14 protein-coding genes, 1 tRNA gene and 1 pseudogene are annotated in these 18,335 nt (G+C 62.9%); 14 read left to right on the forward strand and 2 right to left on the reverse strand.

The window, feature by feature from the left end; all coding sequences use genetic code 11:
- Positions 1-13 precede the first annotated feature (13 nt).
- The 10 genes from FJW06_RS25555 to FJW06_RS25600 all read left to right on the forward strand — a co-directional run bounded on the left by FJW06_RS25555 (position 14) and on the right by FJW06_RS25600 (position 13,423).
- Positions 14-89, forward strand: a tRNA-Trp gene (locus tag FJW06_RS25555).
- A gap of 347 nt (positions 90-436) precedes the next feature.
- Entirely contained in the window at positions 437-640 is a 204-nt protein-coding gene (secE, locus tag FJW06_RS25560) for a preprotein translocase subunit SecE (protein WP_027170383.1), read from the forward strand.
- 27 nt (positions 641-667) lie between these two features.
- Positions 668-1,195, forward strand: coding sequence for a transcription termination/antitermination protein NusG (gene nusG / locus FJW06_RS25565; protein WP_041003121.1), 528 nt, complete (start codon positions 668-670; stop codon positions 1,193-1,195).
- 185 nt (positions 1,196-1,380) lie between these two features.
- Positions 1,381-1,809, forward strand: a complete 429-nt coding sequence (rplK, locus tag FJW06_RS25570) for a 50S ribosomal protein L11 (protein ID WP_040983061.1) — start codon at positions 1,381-1,383, stop codon at positions 1,807-1,809.
- A 4-nt stretch (positions 1,810-1,813) separates the two neighbouring features.
- On the forward strand, positions 1,814-2,512 hold the full coding sequence (gene rplA / locus FJW06_RS25575) for a 50S ribosomal protein L1 (protein ID WP_140755765.1): 699 nt from the start codon (positions 1,814-1,816) through the stop codon (positions 2,510-2,512).
- Positions 2,513-2,886: 374 nt separating this feature from the next.
- On the forward strand, positions 2,887-3,405 hold the full coding sequence (gene rplJ, locus FJW06_RS25580) for a 50S ribosomal protein L10 (protein WP_128261369.1): 519 nt from the start codon (positions 2,887-2,889) through the stop codon (positions 3,403-3,405).
- A gap of 54 nt (positions 3,406-3,459) precedes the next feature.
- Positions 3,460-3,840: a 50S ribosomal protein L7/L12 gene (gene rplL / locus FJW06_RS25585; protein ID WP_140755767.1), complete on the forward strand. Its 381-nt coding sequence runs from the start codon at positions 3,460-3,462 to the stop codon at positions 3,838-3,840.
- A 270-nt stretch (positions 3,841-4,110) separates the two neighbouring features.
- Positions 4,111-8,247 carry a DNA-directed RNA polymerase subunit beta gene (rpoB, locus tag FJW06_RS25590; protein ID WP_140755769.1) on the forward strand — a complete coding sequence of 1,379 codons (4,137 nt, stop codon included), beginning with the start codon at positions 4,111-4,113 and terminating at the stop codon, positions 8,245-8,247.
- A gap of 130 nt (positions 8,248-8,377) precedes the next feature.
- The gene (rpoC, locus tag FJW06_RS25595) at positions 8,378-12,574 is read left to right on the forward strand and encodes a DNA-directed RNA polymerase subunit beta' (protein WP_140755771.1); all 4,197 of its coding nucleotides are present in this window, start codon (positions 8,378-8,380) and stop codon (positions 12,572-12,574) included.
- A 183-nt stretch (positions 12,575-12,757) separates the two neighbouring features.
- Positions 12,758-13,423: an O-methyltransferase gene (locus FJW06_RS25600; protein WP_140755773.1), complete on the forward strand. Its 666-nt coding sequence runs from the start codon at positions 12,758-12,760 to the stop codon at positions 13,421-13,423.
- Between the two features lie 10 nt (positions 13,424-13,433).
- On the opposite strand, the gene FJW06_RS25605 is transcribed toward FJW06_RS25600, so the two are convergent.
- Both FJW06_RS25605 and FJW06_RS25610 read right to left on the reverse strand, forming a co-directional pair.
- Positions 13,434-14,363, reverse strand: a complete 930-nt coding sequence (locus FJW06_RS25605; protein ID WP_140755775.1) for a Gfo/Idh/MocA family oxidoreductase — start codon at positions 14,361-14,363, stop codon at positions 13,434-13,436.
- Positions 14,364-14,443: 80 nt separating this feature from the next.
- Positions 14,444-14,725, reverse strand: a complete 282-nt coding sequence (locus FJW06_RS25610) for a hypothetical protein (RefSeq protein WP_041003122.1) — start codon at positions 14,723-14,725, stop codon at positions 14,444-14,446.
- Positions 14,726-15,186: 461 nt separating this feature from the next.
- Here FJW06_RS25610 and rpsL point away from each other — a divergent pair, with 461 nt between their 5' ends.
- The 4 genes and pseudogenes from rpsL to FJW06_RS25635 form a co-directional block, all read left to right on the forward strand.
- Positions 15,187-15,558 (forward strand): 30S ribosomal protein S12, encoded by a 372-nt coding sequence (gene rpsL / locus FJW06_RS25620; protein WP_006202128.1) that lies wholly within the window; start codon positions 15,187-15,189, stop codon positions 15,556-15,558.
- Between the two features lie 9 nt (positions 15,559-15,567).
- A complete protein-coding gene (gene rpsG, locus FJW06_RS25625; RefSeq protein WP_027170372.1) occupies positions 15,568-16,038 on the forward strand; it encodes a 30S ribosomal protein S7 in 471 nt (156 codons plus the stop codon).
- Positions 16,039-16,065: 27 nt separating this feature from the next.
- Positions 16,066-18,156, forward strand: a complete 2,091-nt coding sequence (gene fusA / locus FJW06_RS25630) for an elongation factor G (protein WP_140755779.1) — start codon at positions 16,066-16,068, stop codon at positions 18,154-18,156.
- A gap of 101 nt (positions 18,157-18,257) precedes the next feature.
- Positions 18,258-18,335, forward strand: a pseudogene (locus tag FJW06_RS25635) (elongation factor Tu); the annotation flags it as partial.

An 18,335-nucleotide genomic window follows, 5' to 3' on the forward strand; every position in this document is an offset into this window, starting at 1 on the left:
AACAAGCGCATGCACGGGCATAGCTCAGTTGGTAGAGCGGCGGTCTCCAAAACCGCAGGTCGTAGGTTCGAGCCCTGCTGCCCGTGCCATCTTTCCAAAGGGCAAAAGAAACTCTCCCGGTTGAAAATCGGCGGGCGGCTTGCCATATGGCGGAAATTGGGGCATAAGCCCCGCATAGCCGGGACGGGACGACTGGATGGTTCCGAGGCGGCGCCAGGACATAAAGCGGACCTTGCCACTTGCGTGGATTAAGAATCGGTTTTATGTAGACAAGACAGACACGCGACGCGTGGAGCTGGGAAGCCGGCTTTACGCGTCTGATTTGCGTGGGTGAAATAGCGGCGCTGATTCGCCCCGCATGGAGCTCAGGCGGCACGTCCCGGCCAGCGGGATCATCCAGGAGGCCCGGCCAACGGGTCTTGAACACAGGCGGCACATGGCTTCGAAAACCACTAATCCCTTTACCTTTCTCCAGCAGGTTCGCGCGGAGACGGCCAAGGTGACATGGCCTTCGCGGCGCGAAACCATGATCTCGACCGTGATGGTCCTGGTGTTCGCGGTGATCGCGATGCTCTTCTTCTTCGCTGCCGATATTCTGATGGGCTATGCGATCGAGTGGATCCTGGGTCTCGGGCATTAATTCGGCGGTTTACGGAGAGGTCGTGAAATGACTGCGCGGTGGTATATCGTCCACGCCTATTCGAACTTCGAGAAGAAGGTCGCCGAGGATATTGAGAACAAGGCCAAGCAGAAGGGCCTGTCCGGCGAGATCGAGCAGATCGTGGTGCCGACCGAGAAGGTGGTCGAGATCCGCCGCGGCCGCAAGGTCGATGCCGAGCGCAAGTTCTTCCCGGGCTATGTGCTGCTGAAGGCCAACCTGACCGACGCCGTATTCTCGCTGGTCAAGAACACGCCGAAGGTCACCGGCTTCCTGGGCGACTCCAAGCCCGTGCCGATCACCGAGACCGAGGCGCAGCGCATCCTGAACCAGGTCCAGGAGGGGGTCGAGCGGCCGAAGCCTTCGGTCACTTTCGAGATCGGCGAGGCGATCCGCGTCTCGGATGGTCCGTTCGCGTCGTTCAACGGCGTCGTCCAGGAAGTGGACGAGGAGCGGGCCCGCCTGAAGGTGGAAGTTTCGATCTTCGGGCGCGCCGTGCCCGTCGATCTGGAATTCGGACAGGTCGAAAAGGGCTGATCCGTATATCCGCGCCGCAAGGCGTCGGGTTCCCTGCTCCGACAGGTGTCAGGGGCGGTTGCCTAAGGCGCCGCATGAACGGGTGGGAGGCGAAGGCGGCATAGCCGGCCGTCGGAACCGCACCACCAGACTGCAACCGCCGGTGTCCCGCTAATGGGCCGGCATGAGAAAAGGCAGGAATAGAGATGGCTAAGAAAGTTGCAGGCCAGCTCAAGCTCCAGGTTGCCGCGGGCTCGGCTACGCCGTCGCCCCCGATCGGCCCGGCGCTTGGTCAGCGCGGCATCAACATCATGGAGTTCTGCAAGGCGTTCAACGCGCAGACCCAGGAGATGGAAAAGGGGTCGCCGATCCCGGTCGTCATCACCTACTACCAGGACAAGTCGTTTACCTTCGTCATGAAGACGCCGCCGGTGAGCTACTTCCTGAAGAAGGCCGCCAACCTGAAGTCGGGCTCCAAGGAGCCGGGCAAGACCAAGGTCGGCACGATCAGCCGCGACAAGGTGCGCGCGATCGCCGAGCAGAAGATGAAGGACCTGAACGCAAACGACGTCGAGGCGGCCATGCGCATGGTCGAGGGCTCCGCCCGCTCGATGGGCCTGGAAGTGGTGGGCTAAGATCATGGCAAAGATTGCAAAGCGTGTTGCCAAGAGCCGCGAAGGCATCGATCCGAACAAGGCTTATGCGCTCTCCGAGGCGCTGCAGTTGCTCAAGGACCGGTCCAAGGTCAAGTTCGACGAGACCATCGAGGTCTCGATGAATCTCGGCGTCGATCCGCGCCATGCCGACCAGATGGTCCGCGGCGTGGTCAATCTGCCGAACGGCACCGGCCGCTCGGTGCGCGTGGCGGTGTTCGCCCGCGGCGACAAGGCCGAGGAAGCCAAGGCCGCCGGCGCCGATGTGGTTGGCGCCGAGGACCTGGTGGACATCGTCCAGAAGGGCACGATCGATTTCGATCGCTGCATCGCCACGCCGGACATGATGCCGCTGGTCGGCCGTCTCGGTAAGGTGCTCGGCCCGCGCGGCATGATGCCGAACCCGAAGGTCGGCACCGTGACCACTGATGTCGCCGCGGCCGTCAAGGCTTCGAAGGGCGGCGCGGTCGAGTTCCGCGTCGAGAAGGCCGGCATCGTCCAGGCCGGCGTCGGCAAGGTCTCGTTCGACGTCAAGGCGCTTGAAGAAAATGTCCGCGCTTTCGCCGATGCGGTGAACAAGGCCAAGCCGGCGGGCGCCAAGGGCAACTACGTCAAGAAGGTGTCGGTCACCTCGACGATGGGCCCCGGCCTCAAGCTCGACATTGCGACGCTCGCCGCGTCGTAAGTGTCGTCCGGTCGGCCTTGAGCTGATCGTAACAAGAATTCCGGACCGCCGATCCGTCGGCGGCCCGGTACCCGGAAGCCGGAAGGCTTCCGGATATCCTGTCCGAGATTGCAGGCGGCCCAACAGCCTTAATTCATGTGGGCCTGCATGAGACGGGTGAAGACCCGACAAAGGAGCGACACGCTCCAATGAAAGGTTCGAACCGTGTTTGCCTTTTGTCAGCGCATCGCCGGCTTTGCCGTCGGTGTGGCGAGAAAGGGGGCAGGATCCTCGAGCGTCGTTCGGGAGATCCAGGATTTTGGATGGCCCGGCCGGCAAAAGGCAACCCGACTTCTGACCTCGAAAATGAGGCAGTGGTCAACTGGAGATAGGCAGTGGACAGAGCGGAAAAGCGCGAACTCGTCACGGGCCTGAATGATGCGTTCTCGAACGCGGGTTCAGTCGTCGTGGCCCACTACGCCGGTATCACCGTGGCGCAAATGAACGACCTCCGGTCGAAGATGCGCGCTGCTGGTGGCACCGTCAAAGTCGCGAAGAACCGTCTCGCCAAGATCGCTCTTCAGGGCACGGACTCCGCATCGATCATCGATCTGTTCAAGGGGCAGACGCTGGTCGCTTATTCGGAGGATCCGATTGCGGCGCCGAAGGTCGCGTCCGAATTCGCCAAGGGGAATGACAAGCTGGTCATTCTCGGCGGCGCGATGGGCACGACCTCGCTCAACGCCGATGGTGTCAAGGCACTCGCCACGATGCCGTCGCTCGACGAGCTGCGCGCCAAGCTGGTTGGCATGATCGCCACGCCGGCAACCCGGATCGCCCAGATCGTCAATGCGCCCGCGGCTTCGGTCGCGCGCGTTATCGGCGCTTACGCCCGGAAGGACGAGGCGGCATGAGGCCGTTCCTCGCTGTCAACAACACACGTTCGAACCAATTAAAGGAATATCAAAATGGCTGATCTCGCGAAGATCGTAGATGACCTTTCGAAGCTGACCGTCCTCGAGGCGGCTGAGCTGTCGAAGCTCCTGGAAGAGAAGTGGGGCGTTTCGGCCGCCGCTCCGGTGGCTGTTGCCGCCGCTGGCGGTGGTGCTGCCGCTGCCGCTGCTCCGGTTGAAGAGAAGACGGAATTCGACGTCGTTCTCGCCGACGCCGGCGCCCAGAAGATCAACGTCATCAAGGAAGTCCGCGCCATCACCGGCCTTGGCCTCAAGGAAGCCAAGGACCTGGTCGAAGCGGCTCCGAAGCCGGTCAAGGAAGGCGTTTCCAAGGCCGACGCCGACAAGTTCAAGGCTCAGCTGGAAGCAGCTGGCGCCAAGGTCGAGCTGAAGTAAGCCTGTCAGGCGAGGGCGGACGGTCTCGCGCCGTCCGCCCCCTCCCTTGGACTGAGGGAGGCTTTGTTGCGCGAGGCGTTTGAAAACCTCTTTCCTGAGGGCCGAAAAGCGGCCTTCCGGAAACGGGTTTTCTCCCGTTTTAGCCGGTACCCCGCCAAATGAGTGGCAGGGGCGGCCGGAAAAACAGATAGGGGCAGCCGCCGAGGCGGCCCGTTGGTGCAAGGCGAGCCGCGGCGAGGTTCGTCCCGAGTTTAGAGCTAAGGAGCGACGATGGCCCAGACCCAGACTTTCAATGGCCGCAGACGCGTACGCAAGTTCTTCGGAAAGATCCCGGAAGTTGCGGAGATGCCGAACCTCATCGAGGTTCAGAAGGCATCCTATGACCAGTTCCTGATGGTGGACGAGCCCAAGGGCGGCCGTCCGGACGAGGGACTGCAGGCCGTTTTCAAGTCGGTCTTCCCGATCTCCGATTTTTCCGGCTCCTCCATGCTGGAGTTCGTGAAGTACGAGTTCGAGGCACCGAAATTCGACGTTGACGAGTGCCGTCAGCGCGACCTGACCTATGCCGCGCCGCTGAAGGTGACGCTGCGCCTGATCGTGTTCGATATCGACGAGGATACCGGCGCGAAGTCGATCAAGGACATCAAGGAGCAGGACGTCTACATGGGCGATATGCCGCTCATGACGTCGAACGGCACCTTCATCGTCAACGGCACCGAGCGCGTCATCGTCTCGCAGATGCATCGCTCGCCGGGCGTCTTCTTCGACCACGACAAGGGCAAGTCGCACTCGTCGGGCAAGCTTCTGTTTGCCGCGCGCGTCATTCCCTATCGCGGTTCGTGGCTCGATATCGAGTTCGATAGCAAGGACGTCGTGCACGCCCGCATCGACCGTCGCCGCAAGATCCCGGTGACGTCGCTTCTGATGGCGCTCGGCATGGACGGCGAGGAGATCCTGTCGACCTTCTACAACAAGATCACCTACAAGCGCTCGGGCGACCACTGGCGCATTCCCTTCAATGTCGAGCGGTTCCGCGGCCTCAAGGCCGTCGGCGACCTGGTCGACGCCGATACGGGTGAGGTCGTTGTCGAGGCCGGCAAGAAGATCACTGCCCGCCAGGCCCGCCAGCTCGGCGAGAAGGGTCTCAAGGCCATCAAGGCGACCGACGAGGACCTGCTCGGCAACTATCTGGCCGAGGACATCGTCAACTACGCCACCGGCGAGATCTTCCTCGAGGCCGGCGACGAGATCGACGACAAGACGCTGAAGGTGCTTCTCGGCACCGGCGAGGATGAGATCCAGATCCTGGACATCGACCACGTCAATGTCGGCGCCTACATCCGCAATACGCTCGCCGTCGACAAGAACGAGAGCCGCCAGGACGCGCTGTTCGACATCTACCGCGTGATGCGCCCGGGCGAGCCGCCGACGCTCGAGACCGCCGAAGCCATGTTCAACTCGCTGTTCTTCGACAGCGAACGCTATGACCTGTCGGCCGTCGGCCGCGTCAAGATGAACATGCGCCTCGAGCTCAAGGCCGAGGACACCGTGCGCGTGCTGCGCAAGGAAGACATCCTGGCTGTGGTCAAGACGCTGGTCGAGCTGCGCGACGGCAAGGGCGAGATCGACGACATCGACAATCTCGGCAACCGCCGCGTGCGTTCGGTCGGCGAGCTCATGGAGAACCAGTACCGCGTCGGCCTGCTGCGCATGGAGCGCGCGATCAAGGAGCGCATGTCCTCGATCGAGATCGACACGGTCATGCCGCAGGACCTGATCAACGCCAAGCCGGCGGCCGCTGCCGTGCGCGAGTTCTTCGGTTCCTCGCAGCTGTCGCAGTTCATGGACCAGACCAACCCGCTGTCGGAGATCACCCACAAGCGTCGCCTGTCGGCGCTTGGACCGGGCGGTCTGACCCGCGAGCGCGCCGGCTTCGAGGTGCGCGACGTGCACCCGACGCATTACGGCCGCATCTGCCCGATCGAGACGCCGGAAGGTCCGAATATCGGCCTGATCAACTCGCTCGCCACCTTCGCACGTGTCAACAAGTACGGCTTCATCGAAAGCCCGTACCGCAAGATCGTGAACGGCAAGCTGACCAACGAGGTTGTCTACCTGTCGGCGATGGAAGAGGCCAAGCACTATGTCGCGCAGGCCAACGCCGAGCTCGACAAGAACGGCAGCTTCGTCGACGAATTCGTCATTTGCCGCAACGCCGGCGAAGTGATGATGGCGCCGCGCGAGAACGTCGACCTGATGGACGTCTCGCCGAAGCAGATGGTGTCGGTCGCGGCCGCGCTCATCCCGTTCCTCGAGAACGACGACGCCAACCGCGCGCTGATGGGGTCGAACATGCAGCGTCAGGCCGTGCCGCTGGTGCGCGCCGAGGCGCCGTTCGTCGGCACCGGCATGGAGCCGATCGTCGCCCGTGACTCGGGCGCCGCCATCGGCGCCCGCCGCGGCGGCGTGGTCGATCAGGTGGACGCCACCCGTATCGTCATCCGCGCCACGGAAGATCTCGATCCCGGCAAGTCGGGCGTCGACATCTACCGGCTGATGAAGTTCCAGCGTTCGAACCAGAACACCTGCATCAACCAGCGTCCGCTGGTGCGCATGGGCGACCGCGTCAACAAGGGCGACATCATTGCCGACGGTCCGTCGACCGAGCTCGGCGATCTGGCGCTCGGCCGCAACGTGCTGGTCGCGTTCATGCCGTGGAACGGCTACAACTACGAGGACTCGATCCTGCTCTCCGAGCGCATCGTGGCTGATGACGTCTTCACCTCGATCCACATCGAGGAGTTCGAGGTCATGGCGCGCGACACCAAGCTCGGGCCGGAGGAAATCACGCGCGACATTCCGAACGTTTCGGAAGAGGCGCTGAAGAACCTCGACGAGGCCGGCATTGTCTATATCGGTGCCGAGGTGCAGCCGGGCGATATCCTGGTCGGCAAGATCACGCCGAAGGGCGAAAGCCCGATGACGCCGGAAGAGAAGCTTCTGCGCGCCATCTTCGGCGAAAAGGCCTCGGACGTTCGCGACACGTCCATGCGCATGCCTCCGGGCACCTTCGGCACGGTCGTCGAAGTGCGCGTCTTCAACCGCCACGGCGTGGAGAAGGACGAGCGCGCAATGGCGATCGAGCGCGAGGAGATCGAGCGTCTGGCCAAGGACCGCGACGACGAGCAGGCGATCCTGGACCGCAACGTCTATGCGCGTCTTTCCGACGTGCTGGTCGGCAAGGAAGCGATCGCCGGACCGAAGGGCTTCAAGAAGGGCTCGAAGCTGTCGAAGGACACGCTCGACGAGTATCCGCGTTCGCAGTGGTGGCAGTTCGCCGTCGAGAACGAGAAGCTCCAGGGCGAGCTCGAGGCTCTGCGCGGCCAGTATGACGAGTCCAAGAAGGCGCTTGAGCAGCGCTTCATGGACAAGGTCGAGAAGGTGCAGCGCGGCGACGAAATGCCTCCAGGCGTCATGAAGATGGTCAAGGTCTTCGTGGCGGTGAAGCGCAAGATGCAGCCGGGCGACAAGATGGCCGGCCGTCACGGCAACAAGGGTGTCGTGTCGCGCATCGTTCCGGTCGAGGATATGCCTTTCCTCGAGGACGGCACGCATGCCGATATCGTGCTCAACCCGCTGGGTGTGCCGAGCCGCATGAATGTCGGCCAGATTCTGGAAACGCATCTGGGCTGGGCTTGCGCCGGCATGGGCAGGAAGATCGGCGAGCTGATCGATGCGTATAAGGCGGGCGGCGACATCAAGCCGCTGCGCAAGACGCTGGAAAGCTTCATGCCGGCCAACGACCGCAACGAGCCGATCCGCGAGTATGACGACGAGAGCATCGTTCGCCTGAGCGAGCAGATGCGCCGCGGCGTCTCCATCGCGACCCCGGTGTTCGACGGCGCGCATGAGGCCGACATCAACACCATGCTGGAGCAGGCCGGCCTGCACACCAGCGGTCAGTCGCAGCTCTATGACGGCCGCACCGGCGAGCCGTTCGATCGCAAGGTGACGATGGGCTATATCTATATGCTCAAGCTGCATCACCTTGTGGATGACAAGATCCACGCGCGTTCGATCGGGCCGTACTCGCTCGTCACCCAGCAGCCGCTGGGCGGCAAGGCGCAGTTCGGCGGCCAGCGCTTCGGCGAAATGGAGGTCTGGGCGCTCGAAGCCTACGGCGCCGCCTACACGCTGCAGGAGATGCTGACGGTGAAGTCGGACGACGTCGCCGGCCGCACCAAGGTCTACGAAGCGATCGTGCGCGGCGACGACACGTTCGAGGCGGGCATTCCGGAGAGCTTCAACGTGCTCGTCAAGGAAATGCGCTCGCTCGGTCTCAATGTCGAACTGGAGAACACCCAGGTCGAGGAGACCCCGACGCGTCTGCCCGACGCTGCCGAGTAAGGCTATGGCGCGCCGCTTCAGGAAGCGGCGCGCCCCTCAAATTTCTCGGCCGGTTTGACCGGCCAATCTGCGGACATTTCGTCCGCGATCGATTGAAGGGGTTATCGAGGACCCCAAAAAGGAGAACGGCATGAACCAAGAGGTCATGAATCTCTTCAACCCGCAGGCGCCTGCGCAGGTGTTCGATTCCATCCGGATCTCGCTTGCCAGCCCAGAGAAGATTCTGTCCTGGTCGTTCGGCGAGATCAAGAAGCCGGAGACCATCAACTACCGCACCTTCAAGCCGGAGCGTGACGGCCTGTTCTGCGCGCGCATTTTTGGCCCGATCAAGGACTATGAGTGCCTGTGCGGCAAGTACAAGCGCATGAAGTACAAGGGCGTCATCTGCGAAAAGTGCGGCGTCGAAGTCACGTTGTCGCGCGTTCGCCGCGAGCGCATGGGCCATATCGAGCTCGCCGCCCCCGTCGCCCATATCTGGTTCCTGAAGTCGCTGCCCTCGCGCATCGGCACGCTGCTCGACATGACGCTCAAGGATATCGAGCGCGTGCTCTACTTCGAGAACTACATCGTCACCGAGCCCGGCCTCACCGCGCTGAAGGAGAACCAGCTCCTCAGCGAGGAGGAATACATGCTTGCCGTCGACGAGTATGGCGAGGATTCTTTCACCGCCATGATCGGCGCCGAGGCCATCCATGACCTGCTTGCCGGCATGGACCTGGAGAAGATCGCCGGCGACCTGCGTTCGGAGCTGGCTTCCACCACGTCCGAGCTCAAGCAGAAGAAGTATCTGAAGCGGCTCAAAGTCGTTGAGAACTTCATGGAATCCGGCAACCGTCCGGAATGGATGATCATGAAGGTAGTCCCGGTGATCCCGCCGGACCTGCGTCCGCTGGTTCCCCTGGACGGCGGCCGTTTCGCCACGTCCGACCTCAACGACCTCTATCGCCGCGTCATCAACCGCAATAACCGCCTGAAGCGGCTGATCGAGCTGCGCGCGCCCGGCATCATCGTGCGCAACGAGAAGCGCATGCTGCAGGAGGCCGTCGACGCGCTGTTCGACAACGGCCGTCGCGGCCGCGTCATCACCGGCGCCAACAAGCGCCCGCTGAAGTCGCTGTCCGACATGCTCAAGGGTAAGCAGGGCCGGTTCCGCCAGAACCTGCTCGGCAAGCGTGTCGACTATTCCGGCCGCTCCGTCATCGTGACCGGTCCGGAGCTCAAGCTGCATCAGTGCGGCCTGCCGAAGAAGATGGCGCTCGAGCTCTTCAAGCCCTTCATCTACGCCCGCCTCGACGCCAAGGGTTTCTCTTCGACCGTCAAGCAGGCGAAGAAGCTGGTCGAGAAGGAGCGTCCGGAGGTTTGGGATATCCTCGACGAGGTCATCCGCGAGCATCCGGTGCTGTTGAACCGTGCGCCGACGCTGCACCGCCTCGGCATCCAGGCGTTCGAGCCGACCCTGATCGAAGGCAAGGCGATCCAGCTGCATCCGCTGGTCTGCACCGCTTTCAACGCCGACTTCGACGGCGACCAGATGGCGGTCCACGTGCCGCTGTCGCTGGAAGCGCAGCTCGAAGCCCGTGTGCTGATGATGTCGACCAACAACATCCTGCACCCGGCCTCCGGCGCGCCGATCATCGTGCCGTCGCAGGATATGGTTCTGGGCCTCTACTATCTGTCGATCGTCAACCAGAACGAGCCGGGCGAGGGCATGGTGTTTGCCGACATGGGCGAGCTTCAGCATGCGCTGGAGACCAAGGCCGTGACGCTGCACGCCAAGATCAAGGGCCGTTTCCGCACCGTCGACGCCGAGGGCAAAGTCGTGTCGAAGATCTACGACACCACGCCTGGCCGCATGATCATCGGCGAGCTTCTGCCGAAGAACGTCAATGTTCCGTATGACATCGCCAACCAGGAGATGACCAAGAAGAACATCTCCAAGATGATCGACACCGTCTACCGCCACTGCGGTCAGAAGGAGACGGTCATCTTCTGCGACCGCATCATGGCGCTTGGCTTTGCGCATGCGTGCCGTGCCGGCATTTCGTTCGGCAAGGACGACATGGTCATCCCGGACACCAAGCTGAAGCTTGTTTCCGACACCGAGGCTTTGGCCAAGGAATACGAGCAGCAGTACAATGACGGCCTGATCACGCAGGGCGAGAAGTACAACAAGGTCGTCGACGCCTGGGCCAAGTGCTCGGAAAAGGTCGCCGACGAGATGATGGCGCGCATCAAGGCGGTGGAGTTCGAGGACAACGGCCGTCAGAAGCCGATGAACTCGATCTACATGATGTCGCATTCGGGTGCGCGCGGTTCGCCCACCCAGATGCGCCAGCTCGCCGGTATGCGCGGCCTGATGGCCAAGCCTTCGGGCGAAATCATCGAGACGCCGATCATCTCGAACTTCAAGGAAGGCCTCACCGTGCTCGAGTACTTCAACTCGACCCACGGCGCCCGCAAGGGTCTGGCCGACACCGCCTTGAAGACGGCGAACTCGGGTTACCTGACCCGCCGCCTCGTCGACGTGGCGCAGGACTGCATCGTCAATTCGCTGGATTGCGGCACCGACAAGGGCCTCACCATGCAGCCGATCGTCGATGCCGGTCAGGTCGTCGCCTCGGTCGGCCAGCGCGTGCTGGGCCGCACCGCGCTCGACGACATCAACCATCCGGTCTCCGGCGAATTGCTGGTCAAGGCCGGCAAGCTGATGGACGAGCGCGATGTGGAGCAGATCGAGAAGGCCGGCGTGCAGTCGGTGCGCATCCGCTCGGCGCTGACCTGCGAGGTCAGGACCGGCGTGTGCGCCGTCTGCTATGGACGCGACCTAGCCCGCGGCACCCCCGTCAACCAGGGCGAGGCCGTCGGCGTCATCGCGGCGCAGTCGATCGGCGAGCCGGGCACCCAGCTCACCATGCGTACCTTCCACATGGGCGGCACGGCGCAGGTGGTGGATTCCTCGTTCCTTGAAGCCTCCTATGAGGGCAAGGTGCAGATCCGCAACCGCAACGTGGTGCGCAACTCGGAAGGCCAGCAAATGGTCATGGGCCGCAACATGGCGGTGCTCATCCTCGATGAGACCGGCAAGGAGCGTGCCACGCACCGCGTCGCCTATGGTTCGCGCATCTTCGTGGACGATGGCGACAAGGTGAAGCGCGGCCAGCGTATCGCCGAGTGGGATCCCTACACCCGCCCGATCCTCACCGAAATCGAGGGCAGGGTGGCATTCGAGGATCTGGTCGACGGCATCTCCGTTCAGGAGACGGCTGACGAGTCGACCGGCATCACCAAGCGCGAGGTCATCGACTGGCGTTCGACGCCGCGCGGCAGCGACCTGAAGCCTGCGATCGTCATCCAGGACGCCAAGGGCAAGGTCGGCAAGCTGTCGAAGGGCGGCGATGCGCGCTTCCTGCTCTCGGTCGAGGCCATCCTCTCGGTCGAGCCGGGCGCCCATGTGAAGCCTGGCGACGTGCTGGCGCGTATTCCGATGGAAAGCGCCAAGACCAAGGACATCACCGGTGGTCTGCCGCGCGTGGCCGAACTGTTCGAGGCTCGCCGTCCGAAGGATCACGCCATCATCGCCGAGATCGATGGCACGATCCGCTTCGGGCGCGACTACAAGAACAAGCGCCGCATCATCATCGAGCCGCATGACTCGACGCTGGAGCCGGTGGAGTACCTGATCCCGAAGGGCAAGCCGTTCCATCTCCAGGACGGCGACGTCATCGAGAAGGGCGACTACATCCTCGACGGCAATCCGGCGCCGCACGACATCCTGGCGATCAAGGGCGTGGAGGCGCTGGCCTCCTACCTCGTCAACGAGATCCAGGAGGTCTACCGACTGCAGGGCGTGTCGATCAACGACAAGCACATCGAGGTGATCGTTCGCCAGATGTTGCAGAAGGTCGAGATCACCACGCAGGGCGACTCGACCTACATCCCGGGTGACCACGTCGACGTGATCGAGCTGGAAGAGGTCAACGAGCGCCTGATCGAGGACGGCAAGAAGCCGGCCGAAGGTCAGCCGGTGCTGCTCGGCATCACCAAGGCCTCGCTGCAGACGCCGTCCTTCATCTCGGCCGCCTCCTTCCAGGAGACGACCAGGGTGCTCACCGAAGCCGCGGTTGCCGGCAAGACCGACATGCTGCAGGGCCTGAAGGAGAACGTCATCGTTGGCCGGCTGATCCCGGCTGGCACCGGCGGGACGATGAGCCAAATAAGGCGCATCGCCACCTCGCGCGACGAACTCATCATCGACGAGCGCCGCAAGGCCTCCGGTGTCGAGGTCGCCGACCCGATGCTGACCGACATGGTCAACGCCGCGCAGTAAGCGGCGTGAGATGAGAAACGACGAGAAGGGGCCCGCGTGGGCCCCTTTTTTGTATTCAGGGCATGATCCCGAAAAGTGGGTACCGGTTTTCGGGAAAGATCATGCTCCCAACAAAGAAACCAGATCGGGATGATGGGTCTACGAGCCGTCATCCCGAGCTAACTTCACGAAAGAGGAAGAGCTATGAGCAGCAAGACCTGGACGGCTGTCGACGACTACATCGTTTCCTCGCTTTTCGAAGCGGATCCCTTGCTGGACGCCGTGCTCGCGGCCAACCGCGACCAGGGCCTGCCGGCGATCGACGTGTCGCCCGCGCAGGGCAAATTGCTGTCGCTGCTGGTGCGCATTCGCGGGGCAAAAAAGGTGCTGGAGGTCGGCACGCTCGGCGGCTACTCGACCATCTGGATGGCGAGGGGATTGCCGGCGGACGGCAAGGTCGTGACGCTGGAACTCGAGCCGCACCACGCCAAGGTCGCGCGCTCGAATTTCGAGCGGGCAGGGGTCTCTGATAAGGTCGACTTGCGGGTCGGTCCCGCGCTTCAGTCGCTCGCCGCGCTGGTTGACGAAAATGCCAGTCCCTTCGATGTGATTTTCATCGACGCCGACAAGCCGAACAACCCGAACTACCTGGCCTCGGCGATGAAGCTGGCGCGCCCGGGCACCGTCATCGTCTGCGACAACGTCATCCGCGACGGCGCCGTGGTGAAAAAGCACAGCGGCGATGCCAATGTCGAGGGCGCCCGCGCGGCGTTCTCGTTCATCGGTGGCGAGAAGCGACTGGACGGTACGGCCATCCAAACCGTCGGCGCCAAGGGCCATGACGGCTTCGCCATCGCGGTCGTCGAATGAGGATCATGCCTCAGTCGAAGAACGCTTCCACCACGCTGCGCTTGCCGAGCATGAAGGCGTCGGCGACGTGCTGCAGCGGCGCGAGATCGACATCGGAGGTGCCGGCGCGAACGATCTCGGCGAAGCGCTTGTAAAGCATCGGATATTCGGCTTCCGGCTCGTCGTGGATGATCTTGCCGTCGACGGCGAGCTTCGCGCCGCCGCCCGACAGTACCATCCTGCCCTTGTCGGTCTCGGCCAGGATGTCCCAGCTCTGCGGGCCGGTCTGCAGCCAGTCAAGCTCCATCGTCACCGGCAAGCCGTTTGACGTGCGGAAGGCGACATGCGCCGCGACCGGCGCCGCGCGGTTTTCCGGAAAATCGAGCACGGCCGAGGTGATGAACATCGGCGGCAGGATATGGGTGGCGATCGAGAGCGCATTGATGCCCGGATCGAAGACGCCGAAGCCGCCGGGTTCCCAGATCCACTCCTGGTTCGGGTGCCAGCGGCGCACGTCTTCCTTCCAGTTGATGGCGGCCGACGTCAGCTTTGCCGAGTCGAGGAAGGCGCGAGCGGCCTCGACCGCCGGCGCGTAGCGGGAGTGCCAGCTGGCAAAGAGCGAGACACCGTTCTTGCCGGCAAGCGCCTTGAGGTGCTCGACCTCGCTCACCGTAGCGCCCGGCGGCTTTTCGAGGAACACGTGCTTTTTTGCTTCCAGTGCTGTGCGCGCAGCATCGTAGCGGAACTGCGGCGGCATGCAGAGCGACACGGCCTCCAGGCTGGGCTCGGCCGCAAGCATCGCTTCGATGCTCGGGTAGTTTGCAATCCCATCGACCTTGCCGTGGCGGCTCGCCGCGGCGACGAGCTGATAGGCGTCGTCCTTGGCGACCGACGGCAGGTGCTGGTCGCGAACGATCTTGCCCACGCCGACGATGCCGAGCTTGATGGGGTTGGTGGTCATGGGAACTCCGGAAAGGGAAGAGTGGCTGCCTTTAGATCGTTGGGGATGGCCGGGAGAAGGGGCCCAGGCCGCTAGCGACATCAGGACGGCTCGTCGAAGGTGACGATCGAGACCTCGCCTTCGAGCGCGCCCTGATAGGCCGACAGATGCGGCTCCTCGTCGGGCTCGCCTTCCATGTCGCCGATCTGGTCGAGCTCGGCCTCCGCGAATCCCTCCGCGGCAAGCGATTCGAGCGCGCGGCGCACGGCGGAATCATCGTCGGGCGCGACCAGCATCACATGCACGCCTTCCGGCTTGCCGCCTTTCTTGCGCCAGACCCGTCCGGTGATGATGGTGACCGGCCGTTCTTCATTGTCGTTCACGGGTTGATTCCTCATTTGGCGGGCGATAGTCCGGTTCAAGCCGCCTTTTGGCACGAAGCAGGCTGGGAAGACAGCCGCAAGCCGGTCACTTTCTTCCTCGCGCTTGAAAAAAGGCGCAATAAAATTACATGCGTTTCGTGCATGGCTGCCAAGCCTCGAATTGACCGCAATATTTGCCGTTGCGGGGTTGACGGGCAATGGCCTTACGAGTAGAAGCCGCCACGTCAGAACCGATGTGAGACCGGCCTTTCCGAGGCGACACGCTTTGGAGTTTGTCTCAAACAGGGTTCGTTTTACGAGCGAAAAGACATTTCCGGCGCGCATGAAGCGGCTTCCGCTTCCTCTGCAATTTGTTCGGGCAGGACCGCGAGACGCGGTGTGTTGCCCGAATTTGCGTATGGAAATGACGCTTTGAGCGGCCCTGACAGGGCAGACACGGAATTGAGAGACAAGAGGGTTTAATGCCTACCGTCAACCAGCTGATCCGCAAGCCGCGCCTGGCGCCGGTGAAGCGCAACAAGGTCCCGGCCATGCAGCAGAACCCGCAGAAGCGGGGCGTCTGCACGCGCGTCTACACGACGACGCCGAAGAAGCCGAACTCGGCGCTGCGCAAGGTGGCCAAGATTCGCCTGACCAACGGCTTTGAGGTGATCGGCTACATCCCCGGCGAAGGTCACAACCTTCAGGAGCACTCGGTGGTCATGATCCGCGGCGGCCGCGTCAAGGATCTGCCGGGCGTCCGCTACCACATCATCCGCGGCGTGCTCGACACGCAGGGTGTGAAGAACCGCAAGCAGCGTCGTTCGAAGTACGGCGCCAAGCGTCCGAAGTAAGGGTTTCCCATGTCCCGTCGTCACAGTGCAGAAAAGCGTGAGATCAATCCGGACCCCAAGTTCGGCGATCTTATCGTCACCAAGTTCATGAACGCCGTCATGTATGACGGCAAGAAGTCGGTTGCCGAGACCATCGTCTACGGCGCGCTGGACCAGGTCCAGGCCAAGACCAAGCAGGAGCCGGTCACCGTTTTCCACCAGGCGCTCGACAATGTCGCGCCGCATGTGGAAGTGCGCTCGCGTCGCGTCGGCGGCGCCACCTACCAGGTTCCGGTCGACGTGCGTCCCGAGCGCCGTCAGGCGCTGGCCATCCGCTGGCTCATCGCCGCGGCCCGCAACCGCAACGAGACCACCATGGTCGACCGCCTCTCGGGCGAGCTGATGGACGCGGCCAACAACCGCGGAACGGCCGTCAAGAAGCGTGAAGACACCCACAAGATGGCGGAAGCCAACCGCGCCTTCGCGCATTACCGCTGGTAACGCGAAAGAGACTGAGAGGCACCTCCCATGGCCCGCGAATACAAAATCGAAGACTACCGCAATTTCGGTATCATGGCGCATATCGACGCCGGCAAGACGACGACGACCGAGCGCGTCCTGTACTACACGGGCAAGTCGCACAAGATCGGCGAAGTCCATGACGGCGCTGCCACCATGGACTGGATGGAGCAGGAGCAGGAACGCGGCATCACCATCACCTCGGCCGCGACCACGACCTTCTGGAAGGGTCGCGATGGCAAGATGCGCCGCTTCAACATCATCGACACCCCCGGACACGTCGACTTCACCATCGAGGTCGAGCGTTCGCTGCGCGTGCTCGACGGCGCCATCGCGCTGCTCGACGCCAACGCCGGCGTTGAGCCGCAGACCGAGACCGTGTGGCGCCAGGCCGACAAGTACCACGTGCCGCGCATGATCTTCTGCAACAAGATGGACAAGATCGGTGCCGACTTCTACCGCTCGGTGGAGATGATCGGCTCGCGCCTCGGCGCGCAGGCCGTCGTCATGCAACTGCCGATCGGCGCCGAGACCGAGTTCAAGGGTGTCGTCGACCTCGTCGAGATGAACGCGCTGGTTTGGCGCGACGAGACCCTGGGCGCCGCCTGGGACATCGTCGAGATCCCGGCCGACCTCAAGGAAAAGGCCGCTCAGTATCGCGAGAAGATGATCGAAGCGGCCGTCGAAATGGACGAGACCGCGCTCGAGAACTACCTCGAAGGCAAGATGCCGTCGAATGACGAGATCCGCGCGCTGATCCGCAAGGGCACCATCGCGGTCAAGTTCTTCCCGATGTTCTGCGGCTCGGCCTTCAAGAACAAGGGCGTGCAGCCGCTGCTCGACGCCGTCGTCGAATACCTGCCGTCGCCGATTGACGTGCCGGCCATCAAGGGCGTCGATGCCAAGACCGACGCCGAGATCGAGCGTCATGCTGACGACAACGAGCCGCTGTCGATGCTGGCGTTCAAGATCATGAACGACCCCTTCGTCGGTTCGCTGACTTTTGCCCGCATCTATTCGGGCAAGCTCACCAAGGGCACCTCGCTCGACAACACGGTGAAGGGCAAGAAGGAGCGCATCGGCCGTATGCTGCAGATGCATGCGAACTCGCGCGCCGACATCGAGGAAGCCTATGCCGGCGACATCGTTGCGCTGGCTGGCCTCAAGGACACGACCACTGGCGATACGCTCTGCGATTCGCTGCACCCGGTCATCCTCGAGCGCATGGAGTTCCCCGATCCAGTCATTCAGATCGCCATCGAGCCGAAGACCAAGAACGACCAGGAAAAGATGGGCCTCGCGCTGCATCGCTTGGCGGCCGAGGATCCGTCCTTCCGCGTCAAGACCGACGAGGAATCGGGCCAGACCATCATCGCCGGTATGGGCGAACTGCATCTCGACATCATCGTCGACCGCATGCGCCGTGAGTTCAAGGTGGAAGCCAATGTCGGCGCGCCGCAGGTGGCCTATCGCGAGACGATCACCCGCACCCACGAGCAGGACTACACGCACAAGAAGCAGACCGGCGGTACCGGCCAGTTCGCCCGCGTCAAGATCATCTTCGAGCCGAACACCGAGAGCGAGGAGTTCGTGTTCGAGTCCAAGATCGTCGGCGGTGCGGTTCCGAAGGAGTACATCCCGGGCGTCGAGAAGGGCATCCAGAGCGTCATGGGTTCCGGCCCGTTCGCGGGCTTCCCGATGATCGGCGTCAAGGCGACCCTGATCGACGGCGCCTTCCACGATGTCGACTCCTCGGTGCTGGCGTTCGAGATCGCCTCCCGCGCCTGCTTCAAGGAAGCCGCTCCGCGCCTCGGCGTGCAGCTGCTCGAGCCGATCATGAAGGTCGAGGTCGTGACGCCGGAAGATTATGTCGGCGGCGTCATTGGCGACCTCAACGGCCGTCGTGGCCAGATCCAGGGTCAGGAAGCGCGTGGCGTTGCCGTCGTCATCAACGCGATGGTGCCGCTGGCCAACATGTTCAAGTACGTCGACAATCTGCGTTCGATGTCACAGGGCCGCGCCCAGTACACGATGCAGTTCGACCACTACGAGCCGGTCCCTACGGCGGTGGCCCAGGAAGTCCAGAAAAAGTACGCGTGAGAATGCCTGTGCCACCGGAACCGCTGTTCTTGCGCGTTTCCGGTTCGGCTGGAGCGAATATCAATTTCCCCGAGCGGGATGAGTAAAGACGGAGAAATACAGTGGCAAAAGGTAAATTCGAGCGCACCAAGCCGCATGTGAACATTGGCACGATCGGTCACGTCGATCATGGCAAGACG

It is taken from the genome of Mesorhizobium sp. B4-1-3 (assembly GCF_006439355.1).
Taxonomy (GTDB): domain Bacteria; phylum Pseudomonadota; class Alphaproteobacteria; order Rhizobiales; family Rhizobiaceae; genus Mesorhizobium.

Bases quoted from the DNA above. Each gene is read 5' to 3' on its own strand.
- nusG (WP_041003121.1), top strand. From the start codon at position 668: ATGACTGCGCGGTGGTATATCGTCCACGCCTATTCGAACTTCGAGAAG.
- fusA (WP_140755779.1), top strand. From the start codon at position 16,066: ATGGCCCGCGAATACAAAATCGAAGACTACCGCAATTTCGGTATCATG.
- rpoC (WP_140755771.1), top strand. From the start codon at position 8,378: ATGAACCAAGAGGTCATGAATCTCTTCAACCCGCAGGCGCCTGCGCAG.
- secE (WP_027170383.1), top strand. From the start codon at position 437: ATGGCTTCGAAAACCACTAATCCCTTTACCTTTCTCCAGCAGGTTCGC.
- rplA (WP_140755765.1), top strand. From the start codon at position 1,814: ATGGCAAAGATTGCAAAGCGTGTTGCCAAGAGCCGCGAAGGCATCGAT.
- rplK (WP_040983061.1), top strand. From the start codon at position 1,381: ATGGCTAAGAAAGTTGCAGGCCAGCTCAAGCTCCAGGTTGCCGCGGGC.
- rplL (WP_140755767.1), top strand. From the start codon at position 3,460: ATGGCTGATCTCGCGAAGATCGTAGATGACCTTTCGAAGCTGACCGTC.
- rpsL (WP_006202128.1), top strand. From the start codon at position 15,187: ATGCCTACCGTCAACCAGCTGATCCGCAAGCCGCGCCTGGCGCCGGTG.
- FJW06_RS25600 (WP_140755773.1), top strand. From the start codon at position 12,758: ATGAGCAGCAAGACCTGGACGGCTGTCGACGACTACATCGTTTCCTCG.
- rpsG (WP_027170372.1), top strand. From the start codon at position 15,568: ATGTCCCGTCGTCACAGTGCAGAAAAGCGTGAGATCAATCCGGACCCC.
- FJW06_RS25605 (WP_140755775.1), bottom strand. From the start codon at position 14,363: ATGACCACCAACCCCATCAAGCTCGGCATCGTCGGCGTGGGCAAGATC.
- rpoB (WP_140755769.1), top strand. From the start codon at position 4,111: ATGGCCCAGACCCAGACTTTCAATGGCCGCAGACGCGTACGCAAGTTC.